Source organism: Comamonas sp. 23, from assembly GCF_049601575.1.
Classification (GTDB): domain Bacteria; phylum Pseudomonadota; class Gammaproteobacteria; order Burkholderiales; family Burkholderiaceae_C; genus Comamonas; species Comamonas squillarum.
The window spans coordinates 1,969,331-1,983,675 of record NZ_CP187127.1; the positions used below are offsets into that span (position 1 = coordinate 1,969,331).

A 14,345-nucleotide genomic window follows, 5' to 3' on the forward strand; every position below is an offset into this window, starting at 1 on the left:
CCTTATAGAAGGTGGCGCACTACAAACACCGTCGCGAAACCGGTGGCCATAAAGACCAGGGTGGCCACCAGGGAGCGCAGCGACAGGCGGGAGAGCCCGCAGACCCCATGCCCACTGGTGCAGCCCGAACCCAGGCGCGTGCCTATGCCCACAAGCAGGCCGGCCAGCACCAGCAGTGGCCAGGCTGCAGAGCTGCTGGCCGCTGGCAAGGGCGCAAACCACTGGTAAATCCATGGGGCTGCCAGCAGGCCAAGCACAAATGCCAATCGCCAGGCGCCGCGCTGCAGGCGTGGCGGCAGCAGTGCGGCCACGATGCCGCTGATGCCCGCAATACGGCCATTGAACAGCACCAGTAGCACGGCAGCCAGACCAATCAAGGCACCGCCTGCGAGGGCGGCCAGGGGCGTAAAGGCAGACAGATCGAGCGACATGGGCGACTTCCTTGACGTGAACGATGCGGTGGGGTTTCAGGCTGCCGGGCAGTACTGGGCGTACAGCGTCTGCAACAGCGCCAGCAGGCGCGCATCGGCCACCTGGTAGAAGATGTTCTTGCCCTCGCGCCGGGTGCTGACCGCGTTTTCGCGCCGCAACACGGCGAGCTGCTGCGACAAGGTGGGCTGCGCAATGCCCAGCTGCGCCTCCATATCGCTGACGCAGCATTCGCCTTGGCTCAGGAGGCAGAGCAGCAGCAAGCGGTCCTCATTGCCCAGAAGCTTGAGGGCAGAGACGGCATGGTGCGCTGCCTCGCGCATGGCGTCGGGCGAAGGGGAGGCCTTGGTTTTTGCAGACATGGGAAGAAGGCTTGGACGCAGCAGGCTTGCCGAAAAGGAGGATTTTTATTATATTAAAAGATATATTGTTTTGTGTGAATGTGTTTTGACCATGCGCTCTGCCCCTTCTTTTGGCGTTCAGGCATTTTTTGACGAGGTGACCGGCACCGTCAGCTATGTGCTGCACGATGTGGCCAGCCGCGAGGCGGCAGTCATCGACCCGGTCTGGGACTTTGATGCCAAGAGCGGCCGCACCAGTACCGCATCGGCCCAGCGCATCGCTGATTACCTGGATGCCGAGCGGCTGACGCTGCGCTGGGTGCTGGAGACCCATGCCCATGCAGACCACCTGTCTGCGGCCCAGTGGCTGCGCAGGCAGATGCCCGCAGGCGCGGTGCGCATTGCCGCGCCGGTGGTGATTGGCCAGCAGATCACGCAGGTACAAAAAGTGTTTGGCGGCATCTACGGCATGGAGGGCTGCATCGCACCGCAAGGCGCAGACTTTGACTGCCTGCTGCGCGATGGCGATGTGCTGGCGCTGGGGGCCACTCGCATCCGCGCGCTGGGTGTGCCCGGCCACACGCCGGCGGACCTGGCCTATGCGGTGGAAGAGGGCGGTGCTGCGGCAGGCGCAGTGGCCGCCATTTTTGTCGGCGACACCTTGTTCATGCCCGATGTGGGCACAGCGCGCTGTGATTTCCCTGGCGGCGATGCCCATGCGCTCTACCGCTCGATTGGCCGGCTACTGGCGCACCCGCCAGAGACGCTGCTCTATGTCTGTCACGATTACCCGCCAGCCGGCCGCGCTGCCGCTTGGTGCAGCACGGTGGCCGAGCAGCGTGCGCACAACATCCATGTGCACGAGGGTGTGGACGAGGCCGCTTTTGTCGCGATGCGCGAGGCGCGCGATGCAACGCTGGCGATGCCGCAGCTGATGCTGCCCTCGGTGCAGGTCAATATCCGCGCCGGGCGCCTGCCCGATGCCGATGCGCAGGGCCGGCGTTTTCTCAAGCTGCCAGTCGATGCGCTCTGAGGGAGCGTTGAGGTTTGGTCTTAGAGCCGGTAACACGACCCAGCGAATCGAAGGTTTGCGGTTGAGACTAGGCGTCAAGCCGCAGGCAGTACAGGCGTACGACAAGGCTTGGCGCAGCCGGCGAGGCTACGACGTATCAAGGGTTGTGTTGGCGGCTCTTAGCGGCCCGCAGACTGGTGCTGCGCGTCTTCGAAGCGGTTCACTTTCCACAGGCTGGGGAAGAGCCGCGTCCACAGCCCCACCACCAGGAGCGAGCACAGGCCGCCCGCCACCGCTGCGGGAACTGCGCCCAGCAGGGCAGCGCTGCTGCCAGCGCGGAATTCACCCAGCTCATTGGACGAGCCGATAAACAGCATGTTGACGGCATTGACGCGGCCGCGCATGTTGTCGGGCGTGGCAAATTGCAGCAGCGATCCGCGTACATAGACACTGACCATGTCGGCCGCGCCAGCGACGGCCAGCGCCAGGCAGGACAGCCACAGCCAGTGCGACAGCGAGAACACCAGGTTGGCAATGCCAAACACGGCCACGGCCAGCATCATGCGCCGGCCCACCTGGGTGCCAAAGGGGCGGCTGCTGAGGTAGAGGCCGGCGCAGACTTCGCCCATCGCCATGGCGCTGCGCAGCAGGCCCAGGCCTTCGGGTCCGGTGTGCAGCACCTCATGGGCGTAGATGGGCAGCAGCGCCACCACGCCGCCCAGCAGCACGGCAAACAGATCGAGCGAGATGGTGCCCAGCACCATGGGGCGGCCAAAGATAAAGCGGATGCCCGCGCCAAAGCGCTGCCAGATCGTGTCGCGCGCGGCGCCTGGCTCGGCAGCGGCCTTGGGCGCCGCATACAGCACCTGGACGCGCAGCAGTAGCGCGGTGCCAATTGCAAAGGCCAGCATGCAGACCGCATAGGTCCACACGGCCCCGCCAGCGGCGTACAAAAAGCCGCCCAGCATCGGCGCGCCAATGGCCGAGCAGCGCATTACCACGCTGTTGGTGGCAATGGCCTTGGGCAGCAGCGCCATCGGCACCAGCTGCGGCAGCAGGCTTTGCAGCGATGGGCCCGAGAAGGCGCGCGTGGCGCCATACAGCACCAGCACCGCATAGATGCCTGCGACCCCGGCATGGCCATGGCCCGACAGCCACAGCAGCAGCGCGCTGCAGACACTGCCCAGCGCCCAGCTGGTGGCCAGCACCTTCTTGCGTGGCAGCCGGTCGATCAGCTCGCCGGCAGGCAGCAGCAGCAGGAGCATCGGGATGAACTGCGCCAGGCCGACAAAGGCCAGCGCCATGGGGTTGCGCGTCAAGTCATAGACCTGCCAGGCGACGACCACGGCCTGGATCTGGGTGGCACCCACGGCAAAGACGCGCGCGATCAGAAAAACGAGAAAGCCGCTGTGCTGGTCGCGCAGCAGCGGCGGAGGGGCGGAGTGGGTGGTCGCTGGCATGGGGTGGGGCGCAGCCTGCGCTGGTGCAGCTGCTGCAACCGCAATATGGTTGTAGGTGTTTGTGGCGCCATTCTGCCATGCCTGCTCAACTCTTATATAAGAGTTGGGCTTATCCATGCGGCAAGCAGGGCATGCCCAAAAGCGGGGCATGTGCGCAACGGCGCTGCGATGCGCGCATTGCGCCAATGCGGGCTGCAAAAACCAAACCCCCTGTCACCGCTGTGGGGCGACTGGGGGTTGGTGATGTGGATGTAGCTTGAGGCCTCTAACTGGCAATAGCTGCGAGCTGCCAGACCTCAATGTCAGCTGAGTAAGCGGGCGCTGTCAGCAGCACCCGCCGGGGCCATCAAGGGGCCTTGGCGGTCTCGACCGTCAAGTCCAGTACATAGGCGTAGCGCGACGCGTCCGCTGGCGGATTGGCAATGGTGTAGCGCTTCACGCGCAGCACATTGCTGTAGCCGGGTTCGTGCTGGTAGCCTTCGATATTGCCGTAGAAATGCTGCCAGTCGCCGGCCACGGTCTTGCGGCCGTTGCTGTCATAGCGCAGCTCACGCACCTGCAGGCATTGCACGCCCTTGGCCACGCCGTGGCTGCAAGGCTTGGTCTGGGGGGCCACTTCATAGAACATGGTCTCCCCGGCGCTGCCGTACTTGGTGGCGTTGGTGGGCACCGACTTCAGCAGCCAGCGGCTGCCATCGTTGAACTGCAAGGTCAGGCGCGGGGCGTTGCTGTCCTGCGTGATGCGCAGGCTCTCGGCGCGTGTGATCTGTGCGCTCACTGCCTGCTCGAGCTGCATCAGTGGGGGCTCACACGCCATCATCGTGCCAATCGGGTTGGTGATGCTGATCTTGTCGCCATCGAGCTGGTAGCCCGCGCCCATCACATTGCAGAGGTTGCCGATGCTCACGCGGTGTGCTGTCTTGGCATCGCCGCTGAAGCCCAGGCGCAGCACCTTCTTGGGGGCCAGTGCGGTGAAGGCGGGCAGCGGACGGCCGGACTGGTCTTCGGCGCGCTCCAGGTCCCAGTGGTAGGACTGCAAGGTCTTGTCGGTGGCAGATACGTTCATGGCGGGTGCGGTGCTGCCTGTGGCAGGTGCTGCAGGGGTGGACGATGGGGTGCTGCTGCAGGCGGCCAGGGCCATCGCAGCGGCTGCGCTGAGGCTCATCAGTTTCCAACGTTGCATATGAAGTTTTTCCTTGTTCGAGGCAGCGCACAGGCGCGCGCTGCGGTGGGTGAAAGCAAACTTAGCTTGCCATCCTAGGGGCTGCCGGCCGGCGCTGGTGTAGGCCAAGCTTGGTGCTTGGCAGCCCGCTCCATGGCCGCTGCCGCAGCAGCGTTTGCCTAAAACTTAGGCGCATGAAAATTGTTGAAGCAAGTCAAAGGCTTGCCATCTTGTCCAGAGCCTTGTCCACATGCTGACCCACAGATATCTGGGATAACCACAGGCGCGCTATCAGGCGGTGAGGAAGAGGGCCGGGTCGACCATGCTGCGGTTGAGCATCACGCCCCAATGCAGGTGCGGGCCTGTGACCCGGCCGGTCGCGCCGACCTTGCCGATCACTTCGCCAGCGCGCACGCTCTGGCCCACCGTGACCTGGGTCGCGCTCAGGTGGCAGTACATCGTCAGAAAGCCGCCACCATGGTCCATCCAGATGGTGTGGCCGTTGAAGAAGTAGTCACCCACATCGATGATCTTGCCATCGACCGGTGCCTTGACGGGCGTGCCGGTGGCTGCGGCGATGTCCATGCCGCTGTGCGGATTGCGCGACTGGCCATTGAAGACGCGGCGCAACCCGAAGGAGCTCGAGCGCCGGCCGGGCACCGGCACGGGCAGCTGCATCTGCGCGGGCAGCGGCGTGCTGAAGGTGGCCATCACTGTTTGTTGGTGGTAACGTTCGCGTTCATAGCGGACATTGTCGGCGGCAGACAGATCGACCGTCTTGGGGGCGACCTTGAGGCGCTGCTCGCTGTACTTCTTGTCGCGCACCGTGTAGGGGATACTGCGTGGGCCGCTGGCCGTATGCAGCCGGATCTCTGCGGCGCCGGTGGGGGCCGACAGCGGTATGCCGACCAGCGCTGTCCATTCGATGGCGTCACCCAGCACCAGCAGCGGTATATCGCCCGCAAAGGCCTGGGGCCGCTCGGCCGCCGGGCCCAGCGACAGGCGCGCTACGCCACCGGGAACGCGCGCGTCAGCGGGCCAGCCATCGGTGGCCGCTGCCTGCGCGCCGTGCAGCCAGGGCAGCAGCAAAAGGCCGCTGCCAGCTTGCAGCAAAAGGCGGCGCTGCAGGCCTGGGGAGTCGGTTGGGCGGGCAGGGTCTGGCATGGACATGGGGGTTGGGCAGGGAGGTTGAATGTGCTTTTAAAAGCATAGCGCGTTGTGCTTTTCCATCCTGGGTAAATGCCGCGCATAATATGCAAAATTTGGTAAACCAGTGCAGCGCTGCTGGTGCTGGGGAACGCGGCTGGTAGCATGCCTCTTTGCCCCCTGTGCCGGGCGTGCTATACAGGCGTTGGCTGACATGCTGCGCCGGCCATATCCATTACAGTGGTGCGGCTGGGCCTGCATCTCTGTCATCCAGGTCATCATGTTGTTTCGGGAGTTCGTTTCGTTCATGTTGGGCAAGCATTCAGATCTATTTTTACTGGCTGCATCCACCCGCTGCACACCGCATCGCTCATGGGCGGGTTGGTCCTTGGTGGCGGCCTTGGCGCTGTCTGTATCGGGTTGCGGCAGCCTGGACCGCGAGGCCGACAGCCACCGCTACAACGTTGTGGCCCATGAGACCTTTGGATCGTCTGCCACCTATTCACGCCTGTTTGATGCGCCGCCGGAGCGCGCTTGCGAGGCCGCACGCCGCGCGCTGTTGAGCCAGGGTTATCTGATCAACGTCTCCAAGGGCAAAGAGGTCGAAGGCCAAAAGAGCTTCCAGCCAGCGACGGACAACCACCAGATCATCACCATCCGCGTGGTCTGCGCTGCCGACAGCAAGGACGGCAAGGTGACCCTGGGCTTTGTGTCCGCACTCAAGGACACCTACAACCTCAAGAAGAGCAGCAACTCGGCCAGTGTCGGTGTGGGCGCTTTGGGCTCGCTGTCGCTGCCGTTTTCTGCCGGCAATGATTCCATGGTCAAGGTGGGCAGCGAGACGGTGAGCTCGGCCACCTTCTACGACAGTTTCTTTGACCTGATCAAGTCCTACCTGCGCCAGGACGATGAACTGCGCCAGCAAAGCCTGACCGGCGACGAAGAGTTCGTCGAGTAAAGCGGCGCCGCAGCTTGCCGCTGCATGTTGGCCACCTGCAAAAAAGCCCGCCATCGGGCAGATGGCGGGCTTGGTTTTTGGGGGAGGGGCCCAGGCCCCGGTTCAAGGCATCGCGGACAACAGACCCATCATCCCGTTCTGGTCCAGTGGCTTGCCATTGGCTTGCAGCTTGCCGTCAGCCCATTGCAGCTGAGACGTCATGCGGTCGCTGTTTTCGACCAGCAAGCCGGCCTGCACCAGACCGCTTAGGCGGGCATTGACATCTTCTTGCACGACGCTGGCGAGTTGCTTTTCATCAAGCTCGGCGTCCTCGTTCTCCAGCAGGTAGGTCTCGCGCACCTTGCCGGCATACAGGGACTGCAGCACGGGCTTGGGCATGTCCAGGCGCAGCATGGCCTTGAAGTCCATCATTGGGTTCAGGGGCTTGCTGGAGTCACCCTGGTAGGCCAGCGAGGCCGCCACCTCGGCCGTGCCTTCGGCGGTGCGCCAGCTGATGCGCTTGACTTCCAGCTCGGGCTTGCGCGCCAGCAGCTGCTGCATGCCCTGCATCAGCAGCATCTGCATGGCCTGCGGATCGCCCTGGATCTTCTGCGACTCTTTGGTGAACTGGTTCAGCCAGCCCGCGTCCAGGTTGTGCAGACCCAGGTCGACGGCGATGTCGTCGATCTTGTGGTCCTTTTGTACAAAGGATTTGACCGAGGTATTGATGGTGGTGTTGACCACCTCGGCTGCCAGCTGCGTGTCGGCCACCATCTTCAGCCCCGCCAGCTCTGCCGGGGCATCGCCGTTCTTGGGCGTGACCTTGAGGCTGGCCAGGTCCCACTGGAGGCTGCCCACCATGAACTCCTGGCCCGTGGGCTGGTGCATGTCAAAGCGCATGATGTTGCCGCTCATCAGCATCTCGGAGGCCTGGCCGTCGTCTTCTTCGCCGGGCTTGCTTTGCATCAGCAGGCTGGGCATCGATGCATCGCCCTTGATGCGGCTGAAATCGGAGGACATCTCGAAGTCTGACTTGAAGCCGCCAAAGGCGAGCTTGTCCGCGCCAAATTCGCCATTGAATGCCGGCGATGTCACCTCGTTCTGGGTGTTCTTGGACCAGCCCACCTTGCTCTTCCAGACCAGAGGCGCCTTGTCCTTGAAGGCCACCACCCACTCGGGCGGGGCATCGGGATTGATGGCAAAGGTGGAGACGATTTCTGCCAGGTGCGCAATCGGCAGCGGGCCGTGGCTGATGGCGTGCAGGGCGGTGAACTGCAGCTTTTCTTCACCGGTGTCCACCGTCCACAGCGTTTGCGCGGTCGACGAGAAAATGCCCTTCTGGTAGTCCTGCACCTGCACCAGCAGCGGCGGCTTGCTCCACTCCTTGGCGGCGGTCGCAAAACCTTGCTCGATGTTGTTGCCGACCAGGTAGCCTGTGGTGGCGCCGCCTGCGGCCAGCACGGCCACGGCTGCGGCAATGCCGATGCCTAGTTTTTTCATGTGTTTTCCCCTCTGTGGTTTGAAACCGGATGGACGCAGCTTGTGGTGTGCTTGGATGCTGCGCCTTGCGTGGAGCCCGCATTGTAGAGGGCGGGCTGCAAAATCAGCAATGCGGTGCCCAGGCGCTATGTGACCAGGTGTAGCGGCGCGCAGATATTAAACGAGCCGCAAGCGGCCCGTGTGTTGGCAAGCAGAGGGGCGCTTACTGGCCCATGACAATGCCTTCGCGGCGCGGATCGGCGCCACCAAACCACCAGGATTTGCCATGCGCCTCGCCGCGCGAGATCGCCTGCAGGCCGCTGGTGAGGTTTTGCTCCTTGACCTCGGCGCCACGCGCCTGCAAGGACTGCACGGTGGCAGCGGGGAAGCGCTTTTCCTCCAGCACCGTGGGGCCATTGAGGCTGCCAAAGTTGGGCTGGTTGATGGCCTGCTGCGGCATCAGGCCCCAGTTGAGCATCCGTACAAGGTCTTGGTGGTGTAGTGGATGATCCAGGCGCCGCCGGGGCTGCCGGCGCTGATCACGAGGCGGTCCGTGGCCTTGTCGAACACCAGGGTGGGCGCCATCGACGAGCGCGGCCGCTTGCCGGGCTCGACCCGGTTGGCGATGGGCTGGCCCTGCGCATCACGCGGCGCCAGGCTGAAATCGGTCAGCTCGTTGTTGAGCAGGAAGCCGCCGGCCAGCCCGCGACCGGTGTTGACCATCTGGCGCGAGCCGAACTGGTCTTCAATGGTTGTGGTCATCGCAATCGCATTGCCGTAGCGGTCCACGATGCTGATGTGGCTGGTGCCGTATTCCTGCTGGTAGGGCTGGCTGGCGTAGGCCATCTGCACGCTGCCTGGCCGCCCGGGTTGGGCTTGCTGCATGCTGCGCGCGCCGATCAGGCGGGCGCGCTGGGCCAGGTAGTCGGGCCGCAGCATGCTTGACCAATCCCCTGCCGGCGCCCCGACAAAGGCCGGGTCGGCCACATACTGGTTGCGGTCGGCAAAGGCCAGGCGCGAGGCCTCGGCATAAAGGTGCAGCCAGTCGGCGCTGGGCAGGCCGTCGGCGCCCAGGCCCATTTGCCCCGCCGGAGTGTTGGCCAGGATGCCCAGGATTTGCGCCACCGCAATACCGCCCGAGCTGGGTGGTGGAAAGCCGCAGAGCCGGTAGCTGCGGGTCGACGCCGGTTGGCTGGCGGGGGCGCCCGCAGCGCTGGGCGAATAATCGCTGCACAACGCCTGGCGCTTGAGCGGCTGGTAGGCGGCCAGATCGGCCAGGCTGAGCTTGCCGGGGTTGCTGGCATGGCCCTGTACCTTGCGCACGATGGCCTCGGCCACCGGGCCTTCGAGCAGGGCCTTGGAGCCGTGCTGGGCAATGCCCTGCAACACGGCGGCGTATTCGGGGTTCTTCAGCAGATGGCCAACGGGCCAGGGCTTGCCATTGGCATCGAGAAAGTAGCCGCTGGCAACCGGATCCTGGCCCAGAAATTTCTCCTGCGCAGTCAGGGCGTTCAAACGCGCACTGACCTTGAAGCCATCGGTGGCCAGGCGAATGGCCGGCTCGAACAAGCTGGCCCAGGGCAGTTTGCCGTGCTCCTTGTGCGCCATCTCCAGCATGCGGATGGCGCCGGGCACGCCCACCGAGCGGCCGCCCACCACCGCATCATGGAAGGCCATGGGCTTGCCGTCACGCATGAACAGGTTCTCGTCAGCGGCCATCGGCGCGACCTCGCGGCCGTCATAGGCCTCGACCTGGCTGCCTTGGGCATGCAACAAAAAGGCGCCGCCACCGATGCCGCTCGATTGCGGCTCGACCAGGCCCAGCACCAGTTGCACGGCAATGGCCGCATCGATGGCCGAGCCGCCCGCTTGCAGCACCTGGTAGCCGGCATCGGTGGCCAAGGGGTTGGCAGCGGCTACCGCGTATTGCTCGGTGGCCCAGCCGGGCTTGTCGGTCCAGCCGGAGCTGCCTTCGGGCTGGTCAGACGCAGCGGGGGGCTGGTATTGCAGCTTGGGCTGGCTGCTGCAGGCGGCCAGCAAGGCAGCCGTGGCGACGGCTGCCAGAGACAGCGACCAGCGGCTGATCGCAGCACGGGTAGGCGGCAAATGCGGGTGGCGGGTGTGGGACCCCGGGGACAGTCGTGGCATGGCGATCTCCTGGTTGTGGCGGCAATGTCTGGCATGCTAACCGCTTTGCCGCGACAGGCGTAGCGGACAGCACCGCTAGAGGGGCCACAGAGCGTTGCTGAATGCAGGCTGCCCAGGGCTAAGGGATCGGCGGCAAGATCAGGCCAGGATCAGGCCCATTGCGGCCCGGCGACCTGGTCCTCCACCACAAAGCGGGCCAAGGTTTGGGCGGCACTGTCCGCATACTGCGGCTGGTTGACCACGCGCAGCTGGGTGGTCCAAAGCTTGGGGGTGATGTCGCACAGCCCATAGCCGCGTTCATCGCAGCGGGCGAGCAGCACATGGGGATTGCGGGCCACGATGGCGTCGACCCGGGCTTGGGTGGTGCCCGAGTGCGAGCTGATCGAGGTGCCGCAGAATTCGCTGGCTAGCACCCGTTCGGGGCTGGCGCCCTCCAGGTACTGGATGCGGCAGACATAGTTCTGGTGAATGTCGCCGCCCAGCAGCACGGTGTTGCGCAGCTGCGCCTCAGCCATCGCGCGCAGCAGCCGCTGGCGTGCGGCGGGGTAGCCATCCCAGGTATCGGCACTGCTGCGGCCGTTGGGAAAGTGGCGAGGCGCAAACAGCGTTTGTTGGCAGATGATGCTCCAGCGCCGGCTCTCAGGATTGGCCGCGCTGTTGCCTGCCAGCTGGGCGGCCAACCAGCGCTCCTGGCTCCAGCCCAGAAAGCTGCGGCTGTTGCGCGCCAGATCGGCGCAGTCTGCGGCCTTGACGGAGGCCGGGCTTTTGTCGGTCACTGCACGGCAGGCCTGGGCATCGCGGTACTGGCGCGCATCGAGCACCCACATCGCGGCCAAGGCGCCCCAGCTTTGCTGGCGGTACAGCGGCGTGTGGGCCGGGGGCAGGGCCAGGCCAGCCTGTTTGCCGGCGACCGAGGCGCGCAGCGGCATGTTCTCGTAAAACGCCTGGTAGGCCGCCATGCGCTTGGCGACAAAGGCCTGGACTTGGCCTACGCCATCGTCGCCGACATAGTTGTCTTCAACCTCATGGTCGTCCCAGGTCACCAGCCAGGGGCAGTGCGCATGCATGGCCTGCAGGTCCGGGTCGCTCTTGTGCAGCGCATAGCGGTCGCGGTAGTCCTGCAGGCTGACGGCATGGGCGAGCGGCTGCAGGCGCGCGAGCTGGCTGCGCTGTTGCTTGGCAGCGGATGCGGGCGAGGCATATTCGTAGATGTAGTCGCCCAGAAAGACGACCAGGTCGGGATCGTCCTCGCGCGCATGGCGCCAGGCCGCGTAGTAGCCATGCTCCCAGCGCTGGCAGGAGGCATAGACCAGACGCAACCGGGCCACCGCAGCACCTGCGGCGGGCGCGGTGCGGGTGCGGCCTGTGGCGCTGGTCTGCCCCTGGCAGTGAAAGCGGTAGTGGTACCAGCGGTCGGCCTCCAGACCCTGGGCCAGCACATGCACGCTGTGGCCGCCGTCTGGGCTGGCCAAGGCCTCGCCCTGGCGCAGGATCTGGCGGAACTGCGCATCCTGGGCCAGCTCCCAGTGCACCGCCACCGGGCGCAGCAAGGGCGCGCTGGCGCTGGGCAGCAGCCGTGTCCACAGCACCACGCTGCTGGCATCGGGCTCGCCACTGGCAACGCCCAGGCCAAACAGCTGCTCCGATACCGGCCAGGGGGCCATGGCCAGCGGGGTGTTGCTATCTGCCCGCGCGATGGCCGGCAACTGGGCGGCCAGGCCCAAGGCACCCAGGCCTTGCAGCCATTGGCGCCGGTTGAGGAGCTGGGCCAGGTCTTGATCCAAATCTTGGTTCTGGCGGCCGGGTAGGACTTGCTGCGGCATAGGTCGACGGTGTAATAGCGCAGCATAGCGCTGGCGCCGATCCGCAGCAGGTTGCACAGGTACCTCGGTGACATCAGTGCAGCGTGGGGAATGGCTGGCATAAAAAACGCTCCTTAAGGAGCGTTCGTTGGTTTGGCTTCTAACTGCCTGGGGCAGATGGGCCATCCGGGTGGTTCAGCCGGCGCTTTATTCGTCGTTGTTCTTGGGGCTGGCGGTCGAGGTCAGGATATTGCTGGGGTCGTCCACCGATTCGCGCAAGGCCTTGCCTGGCTTGAAGTGGGTGACGCGCTTGGCGGGCACCTGCACGGCTTCGCCGCTGCGTGGGTTGCGGCCCAGGCGGGGTTGGCGGTGGGTGATGGTGAAGCTGCCAAAGCCACGGATCTCGATGCGTTGTCCGCGTACCAGCGAGTCTTCGATGGCCTCCAGAATCGTTTTGACGGCCTGCTCCGCATCCCGCTGCGTCAGCTGGTGGAATCGAGCGGCAAGCTCTTCAATCAGATCGGATCGGGTCATACGAATGTGGAATCTTCGTGAATCAAATAGTCAAAGCGTTGGTGGGCGCACTGGGCGCCCACCTTGTCTGCAAGCTACCGACTATACCAAGACGGGCAAGGCATGGGCCGGCAGCGGAGCCGTCAATTACTTGTCGGCGTCCAGCTTGGCGCGCAGCAGTGCGCCCAGGCTGGTGGTACCAGCATTTTCCTTGGACGATTGCTGCGACAGCGACGCCATGGTTTCTTGCTGTTCAGCGTGGTCCTTCTGCTTGATGGACAGGGAGATGCTGCGGCTCTTGCGATCCACATTGGTCACCACGGCGGTAACTTCATCACCTTCCTTGAGCACCGAACGTGCGTCTTCCACGCGGTCCACCGAGATTTCGGAAGCACGCAGGTAGCCGACGATGTCGTCGCCCAGGTCGATTTCAGCGCCCTTGGCGTCCACGGTCTTGACCTTGCCGGTCACGATCTGGCCCTTGTCGTTCACGGTAGCGAACGTGGTGAATGCATCGCTGTCGAGCTGCTTGATGCCCAACGAGATACGCTCACGGTCCACGTCCACGGCCAGCACGATGGCTTCCACTTCCTGGCCCTTCTTGTAGTTACGAACCGCGGCTTCGCCGGTTTCGTTCCACGACAGGTCAGACAGGTGAACCAGACCGTCGATGCCCGAGGCCAGGCCCACGAACACGCCGAAGTCTGTGATCGACTTGATCGGGCCCTTGACGCGGTCACCGCGCTTGGTGTTTTGCGCGAATTCCTGCCATGGGTTGGCCTTGCACTGCTTCATGCCCAGGGAGATACGACGCTTGTCTTCGTCGATTTCCAGAACCATGACTTCGACTTCGTCGCCCAGGGTCACGAGCTTGGAAGGCGCAACGTTCTTGTTGGTCCAGTCCATTTCGGACACGTGCACCAGACCTTCGATGCCTGGTTCCAGTTCCACGAACGCGCCGTAGTCGGCAATGTTGGTGACCTTGCCGAACAGACGGGTGCTCGATGGATAACGGCGCGACACGCCCATCCATGGATCGTCGCCCATTTGCTTCAGACCCAGCGAGACACGGTTCTTTTCGGTGTCGAACTTCAGGATCTTGGCGGTGATTTCCTGGCCAGCGGTCACCACTTCGGATGGGTGACGCACGCGGCGCCATGCCATGTCGGTGATGTGCAGCAGGCCGTCGATACCGCCCAGGTCCACGAACGCACCGTATTCGGTGATGTTCTTGACCACGCCTTGAACGATGGAGCCTTCCTTGAGGGTTTCCATCAGCTTGGCGCGCTCTTCGCCCATCGAGGCTTCCACCACAGCGCGGCGGCTCAGCACCACGTTGTTGCGCTTGCGATCGAGCTTGATGACCTTGAATTCCAGGGTCTTGTTTTCGTAAGGGGTCAGGTCCTTGATCGGACGGGTGTCGATCAGCGAGCCTGGCAGGAAGGCACGGATGCCGTTGACCAGAACGGTCAGGCCGCCCTTGACCTTGCCGGAGGTGGTACCGGTCACGAATTCGCCCGATTCCAGCGCCTTTTCCAGGGCCAGCCAGGAAGCCAGACGCTTGGCGGTGTCGCGCGACAGAATGGTGTCGCCGTAGCCGTTTTCGATGGAACCGATGGCCACGGACACGAAGTCACCCACTTGGACTTCGATTTCGCCCTGGTCGTTCTTGAATTCGTCGATTGGCACATAGGCTTCGGACTTCAGGCCGGCGTTCACCACCACGAAGTTGTGCTCAACGCGCACGACTTCAGCAGTGATCACTTCGCCAGGACGCATTTCGGTGCGTGTCAACGACTCTTCAAAAAGGGCGGCAAAAGATTCAGACATGTATTTCCTTAGACACGGGCAGGTTTCCGGCAGCACTATTGCTGACGTTTTTATGGCTGGCCGTGCAGGTTGTGTGGTTGTGACAC

11 protein-coding genes and 1 pseudogene are annotated in these 14,345 nt (G+C 64.1%); 2 read left to right on the top strand and 10 right to left on the bottom strand.

The annotated features are described in order from the left end of the window. Nucleotides 1-2: 2 nt before the first annotated feature. Entirely contained in the window at nucleotides 3-431 is a 429-nt protein-coding gene (locus tag ACPEE1_RS08865) for a YeeE/YedE family protein (protein WP_182342725.1), read from the bottom strand. A 36-nt stretch (nucleotides 432-467) separates the two neighbouring features. Further along, complete coding sequence (locus ACPEE1_RS08870; RefSeq protein WP_116924431.1) at nucleotides 468-791, bottom strand: ArsR/SmtB family transcription factor; 324 nt, start codon at nucleotides 789-791, stop codon at nucleotides 468-470. 91 nt (nucleotides 792-882) lie between these two features. Between ACPEE1_RS08870 and ACPEE1_RS08875 the strand changes: the two genes are divergently transcribed. Then, complete coding sequence (locus ACPEE1_RS08875) at nucleotides 883-1,803, top strand: MBL fold metallo-hydrolase (RefSeq protein WP_182342723.1); 921 nt, start codon at nucleotides 883-885, stop codon at nucleotides 1,801-1,803. A gap of 158 nt (nucleotides 1,804-1,961) precedes the next feature. Here the strand turns inward: ACPEE1_RS08875 and ACPEE1_RS08880 are convergent, their stop codons facing one another. From ACPEE1_RS08880 to ACPEE1_RS08890, 3 genes are all read right to left on the bottom strand, one after another. Beyond that, nucleotides 1,962-3,242 (bottom strand): MFS transporter, encoded by a 1,281-nt coding sequence (locus tag ACPEE1_RS08880; RefSeq protein ID WP_116924430.1) that lies wholly within the window; start codon nucleotides 3,240-3,242, stop codon nucleotides 1,962-1,964. A gap of 346 nt (nucleotides 3,243-3,588) precedes the next feature. Next, complete coding sequence (locus tag ACPEE1_RS08885; protein WP_182342722.1) at nucleotides 3,589-4,425, bottom strand: META and DUF4377 domain-containing protein; 837 nt, start codon at nucleotides 4,423-4,425, stop codon at nucleotides 3,589-3,591. Between the two features lie 270 nt (nucleotides 4,426-4,695). Next, entirely contained in the window at nucleotides 4,696-5,568 is an 873-nt protein-coding gene (locus ACPEE1_RS08890) for a peptidoglycan DD-metalloendopeptidase family protein (protein ID WP_182345779.1), read from the bottom strand. A gap of 382 nt (nucleotides 5,569-5,950) precedes the next feature. Here ACPEE1_RS08890 and ACPEE1_RS08895 point away from each other — a divergent pair, with 382 nt between their 5' ends. Next, the gene (locus ACPEE1_RS08895; RefSeq protein ID WP_312986736.1) at nucleotides 5,951-6,508 is read left to right on the top strand and encodes a DUF2242 domain-containing protein; all 558 of its coding nucleotides are present in this window, start codon (nucleotides 5,951-5,953) and stop codon (nucleotides 6,506-6,508) included. Nucleotides 6,509-6,610: 102 nt separating this feature from the next. Here the strand turns inward: ACPEE1_RS08895 and ACPEE1_RS08900 are convergent, their stop codons facing one another. From ACPEE1_RS08900 to rpsA, 5 genes and pseudogenes are all read right to left on the bottom strand, one after another. Further along, entirely contained in the window at nucleotides 6,611-7,987 is a 1,377-nt protein-coding gene (locus ACPEE1_RS08900; RefSeq protein WP_423935998.1) for a YdgA family protein, read from the bottom strand. Nucleotides 7,988-8,189: 202 nt separating this feature from the next. Continuing rightward, nucleotides 8,190-10,114, bottom strand: a pseudogene (locus ACPEE1_RS08905) (gamma-glutamyltransferase family protein). 149 nt (nucleotides 10,115-10,263) lie between these two features. Continuing rightward, complete coding sequence (locus ACPEE1_RS08910; protein ID WP_423936417.1) at nucleotides 10,264-11,778, bottom strand: alkaline phosphatase D family protein; 1,515 nt, start codon at nucleotides 11,776-11,778, stop codon at nucleotides 10,264-10,266. Nucleotides 11,779-12,123: 345 nt separating this feature from the next. Beyond that, the gene (locus ACPEE1_RS08915; protein WP_021027333.1) at nucleotides 12,124-12,450 is read right to left on the bottom strand and encodes an integration host factor subunit beta; all 327 of its coding nucleotides are present in this window, start codon (nucleotides 12,448-12,450) and stop codon (nucleotides 12,124-12,126) included. A gap of 126 nt (nucleotides 12,451-12,576) precedes the next feature. Beyond that, nucleotides 12,577-14,259 carry a 30S ribosomal protein S1 gene (rpsA, locus tag ACPEE1_RS08920; protein WP_116924423.1) on the bottom strand — a complete coding sequence of 561 codons (1,683 nt, stop codon included), beginning with the start codon at nucleotides 14,257-14,259 and terminating at the stop codon, nucleotides 12,577-12,579. Nucleotides 14,260-14,345: the final 86 nt, after the last annotated feature.

What these genes read in the sequence shown, in the direction of transcription:
- ACPEE1_RS08915 (WP_021027333.1), bottom strand. Translation starts at nt 12,450, where the DNA reads ATGACCCGATCCGATCTGATTGAAGAGCTTGCCGCTCGATTCCACCAG.
- ACPEE1_RS08870 (WP_116924431.1), bottom strand. Translation starts at nt 791, where the DNA reads ATGTCTGCAAAAACCAAGGCCTCCCCTTCGCCCGACGCCATGCGCGAG.
- rpsA (WP_116924423.1), bottom strand. Translation starts at nt 14,259, where the DNA reads ATGTCTGAATCTTTTGCCGCCCTTTTTGAAGAGTCGTTGACACGCACC.
- ACPEE1_RS08890 (WP_182345779.1), bottom strand. Translation starts at nt 5,568, where the DNA reads ATGCCAGACCCTGCCCGCCCAACCGACTCCCCAGGCCTGCAGCGCCGC.
- ACPEE1_RS08885 (WP_182342722.1), bottom strand. Translation starts at nt 4,425, where the DNA reads ATGCAACGTTGGAAACTGATGAGCCTCAGCGCAGCCGCTGCGATGGCC.
- ACPEE1_RS08865 (WP_182342725.1), bottom strand. Translation starts at nt 431, where the DNA reads ATGTCGCTCGATCTGTCTGCCTTTACGCCCCTGGCCGCCCTCGCAGGC.
- ACPEE1_RS08910 (WP_423936417.1), bottom strand. Translation starts at nt 11,778, where the DNA reads ATGGCCCCCTGGCCGGTATCGGAGCAGCTGTTTGGCCTGGGCGTTGCC.
- ACPEE1_RS08875 (WP_182342723.1), top strand. Translation starts at nt 883, where the DNA reads ATGCGCTCTGCCCCTTCTTTTGGCGTTCAGGCATTTTTTGACGAGGTG.
- ACPEE1_RS08900 (WP_423935998.1), bottom strand. Translation starts at nt 7,987, where the DNA reads ATGAAAAAACTAGGCATCGGCATTGCCGCAGCCGTGGCCGTGCTGGCC.
- ACPEE1_RS08880 (WP_116924430.1), bottom strand. Translation starts at nt 3,242, where the DNA reads ATGCCAGCGACCACCCACTCCGCCCCTCCGCCGCTGCTGCGCGACCAG.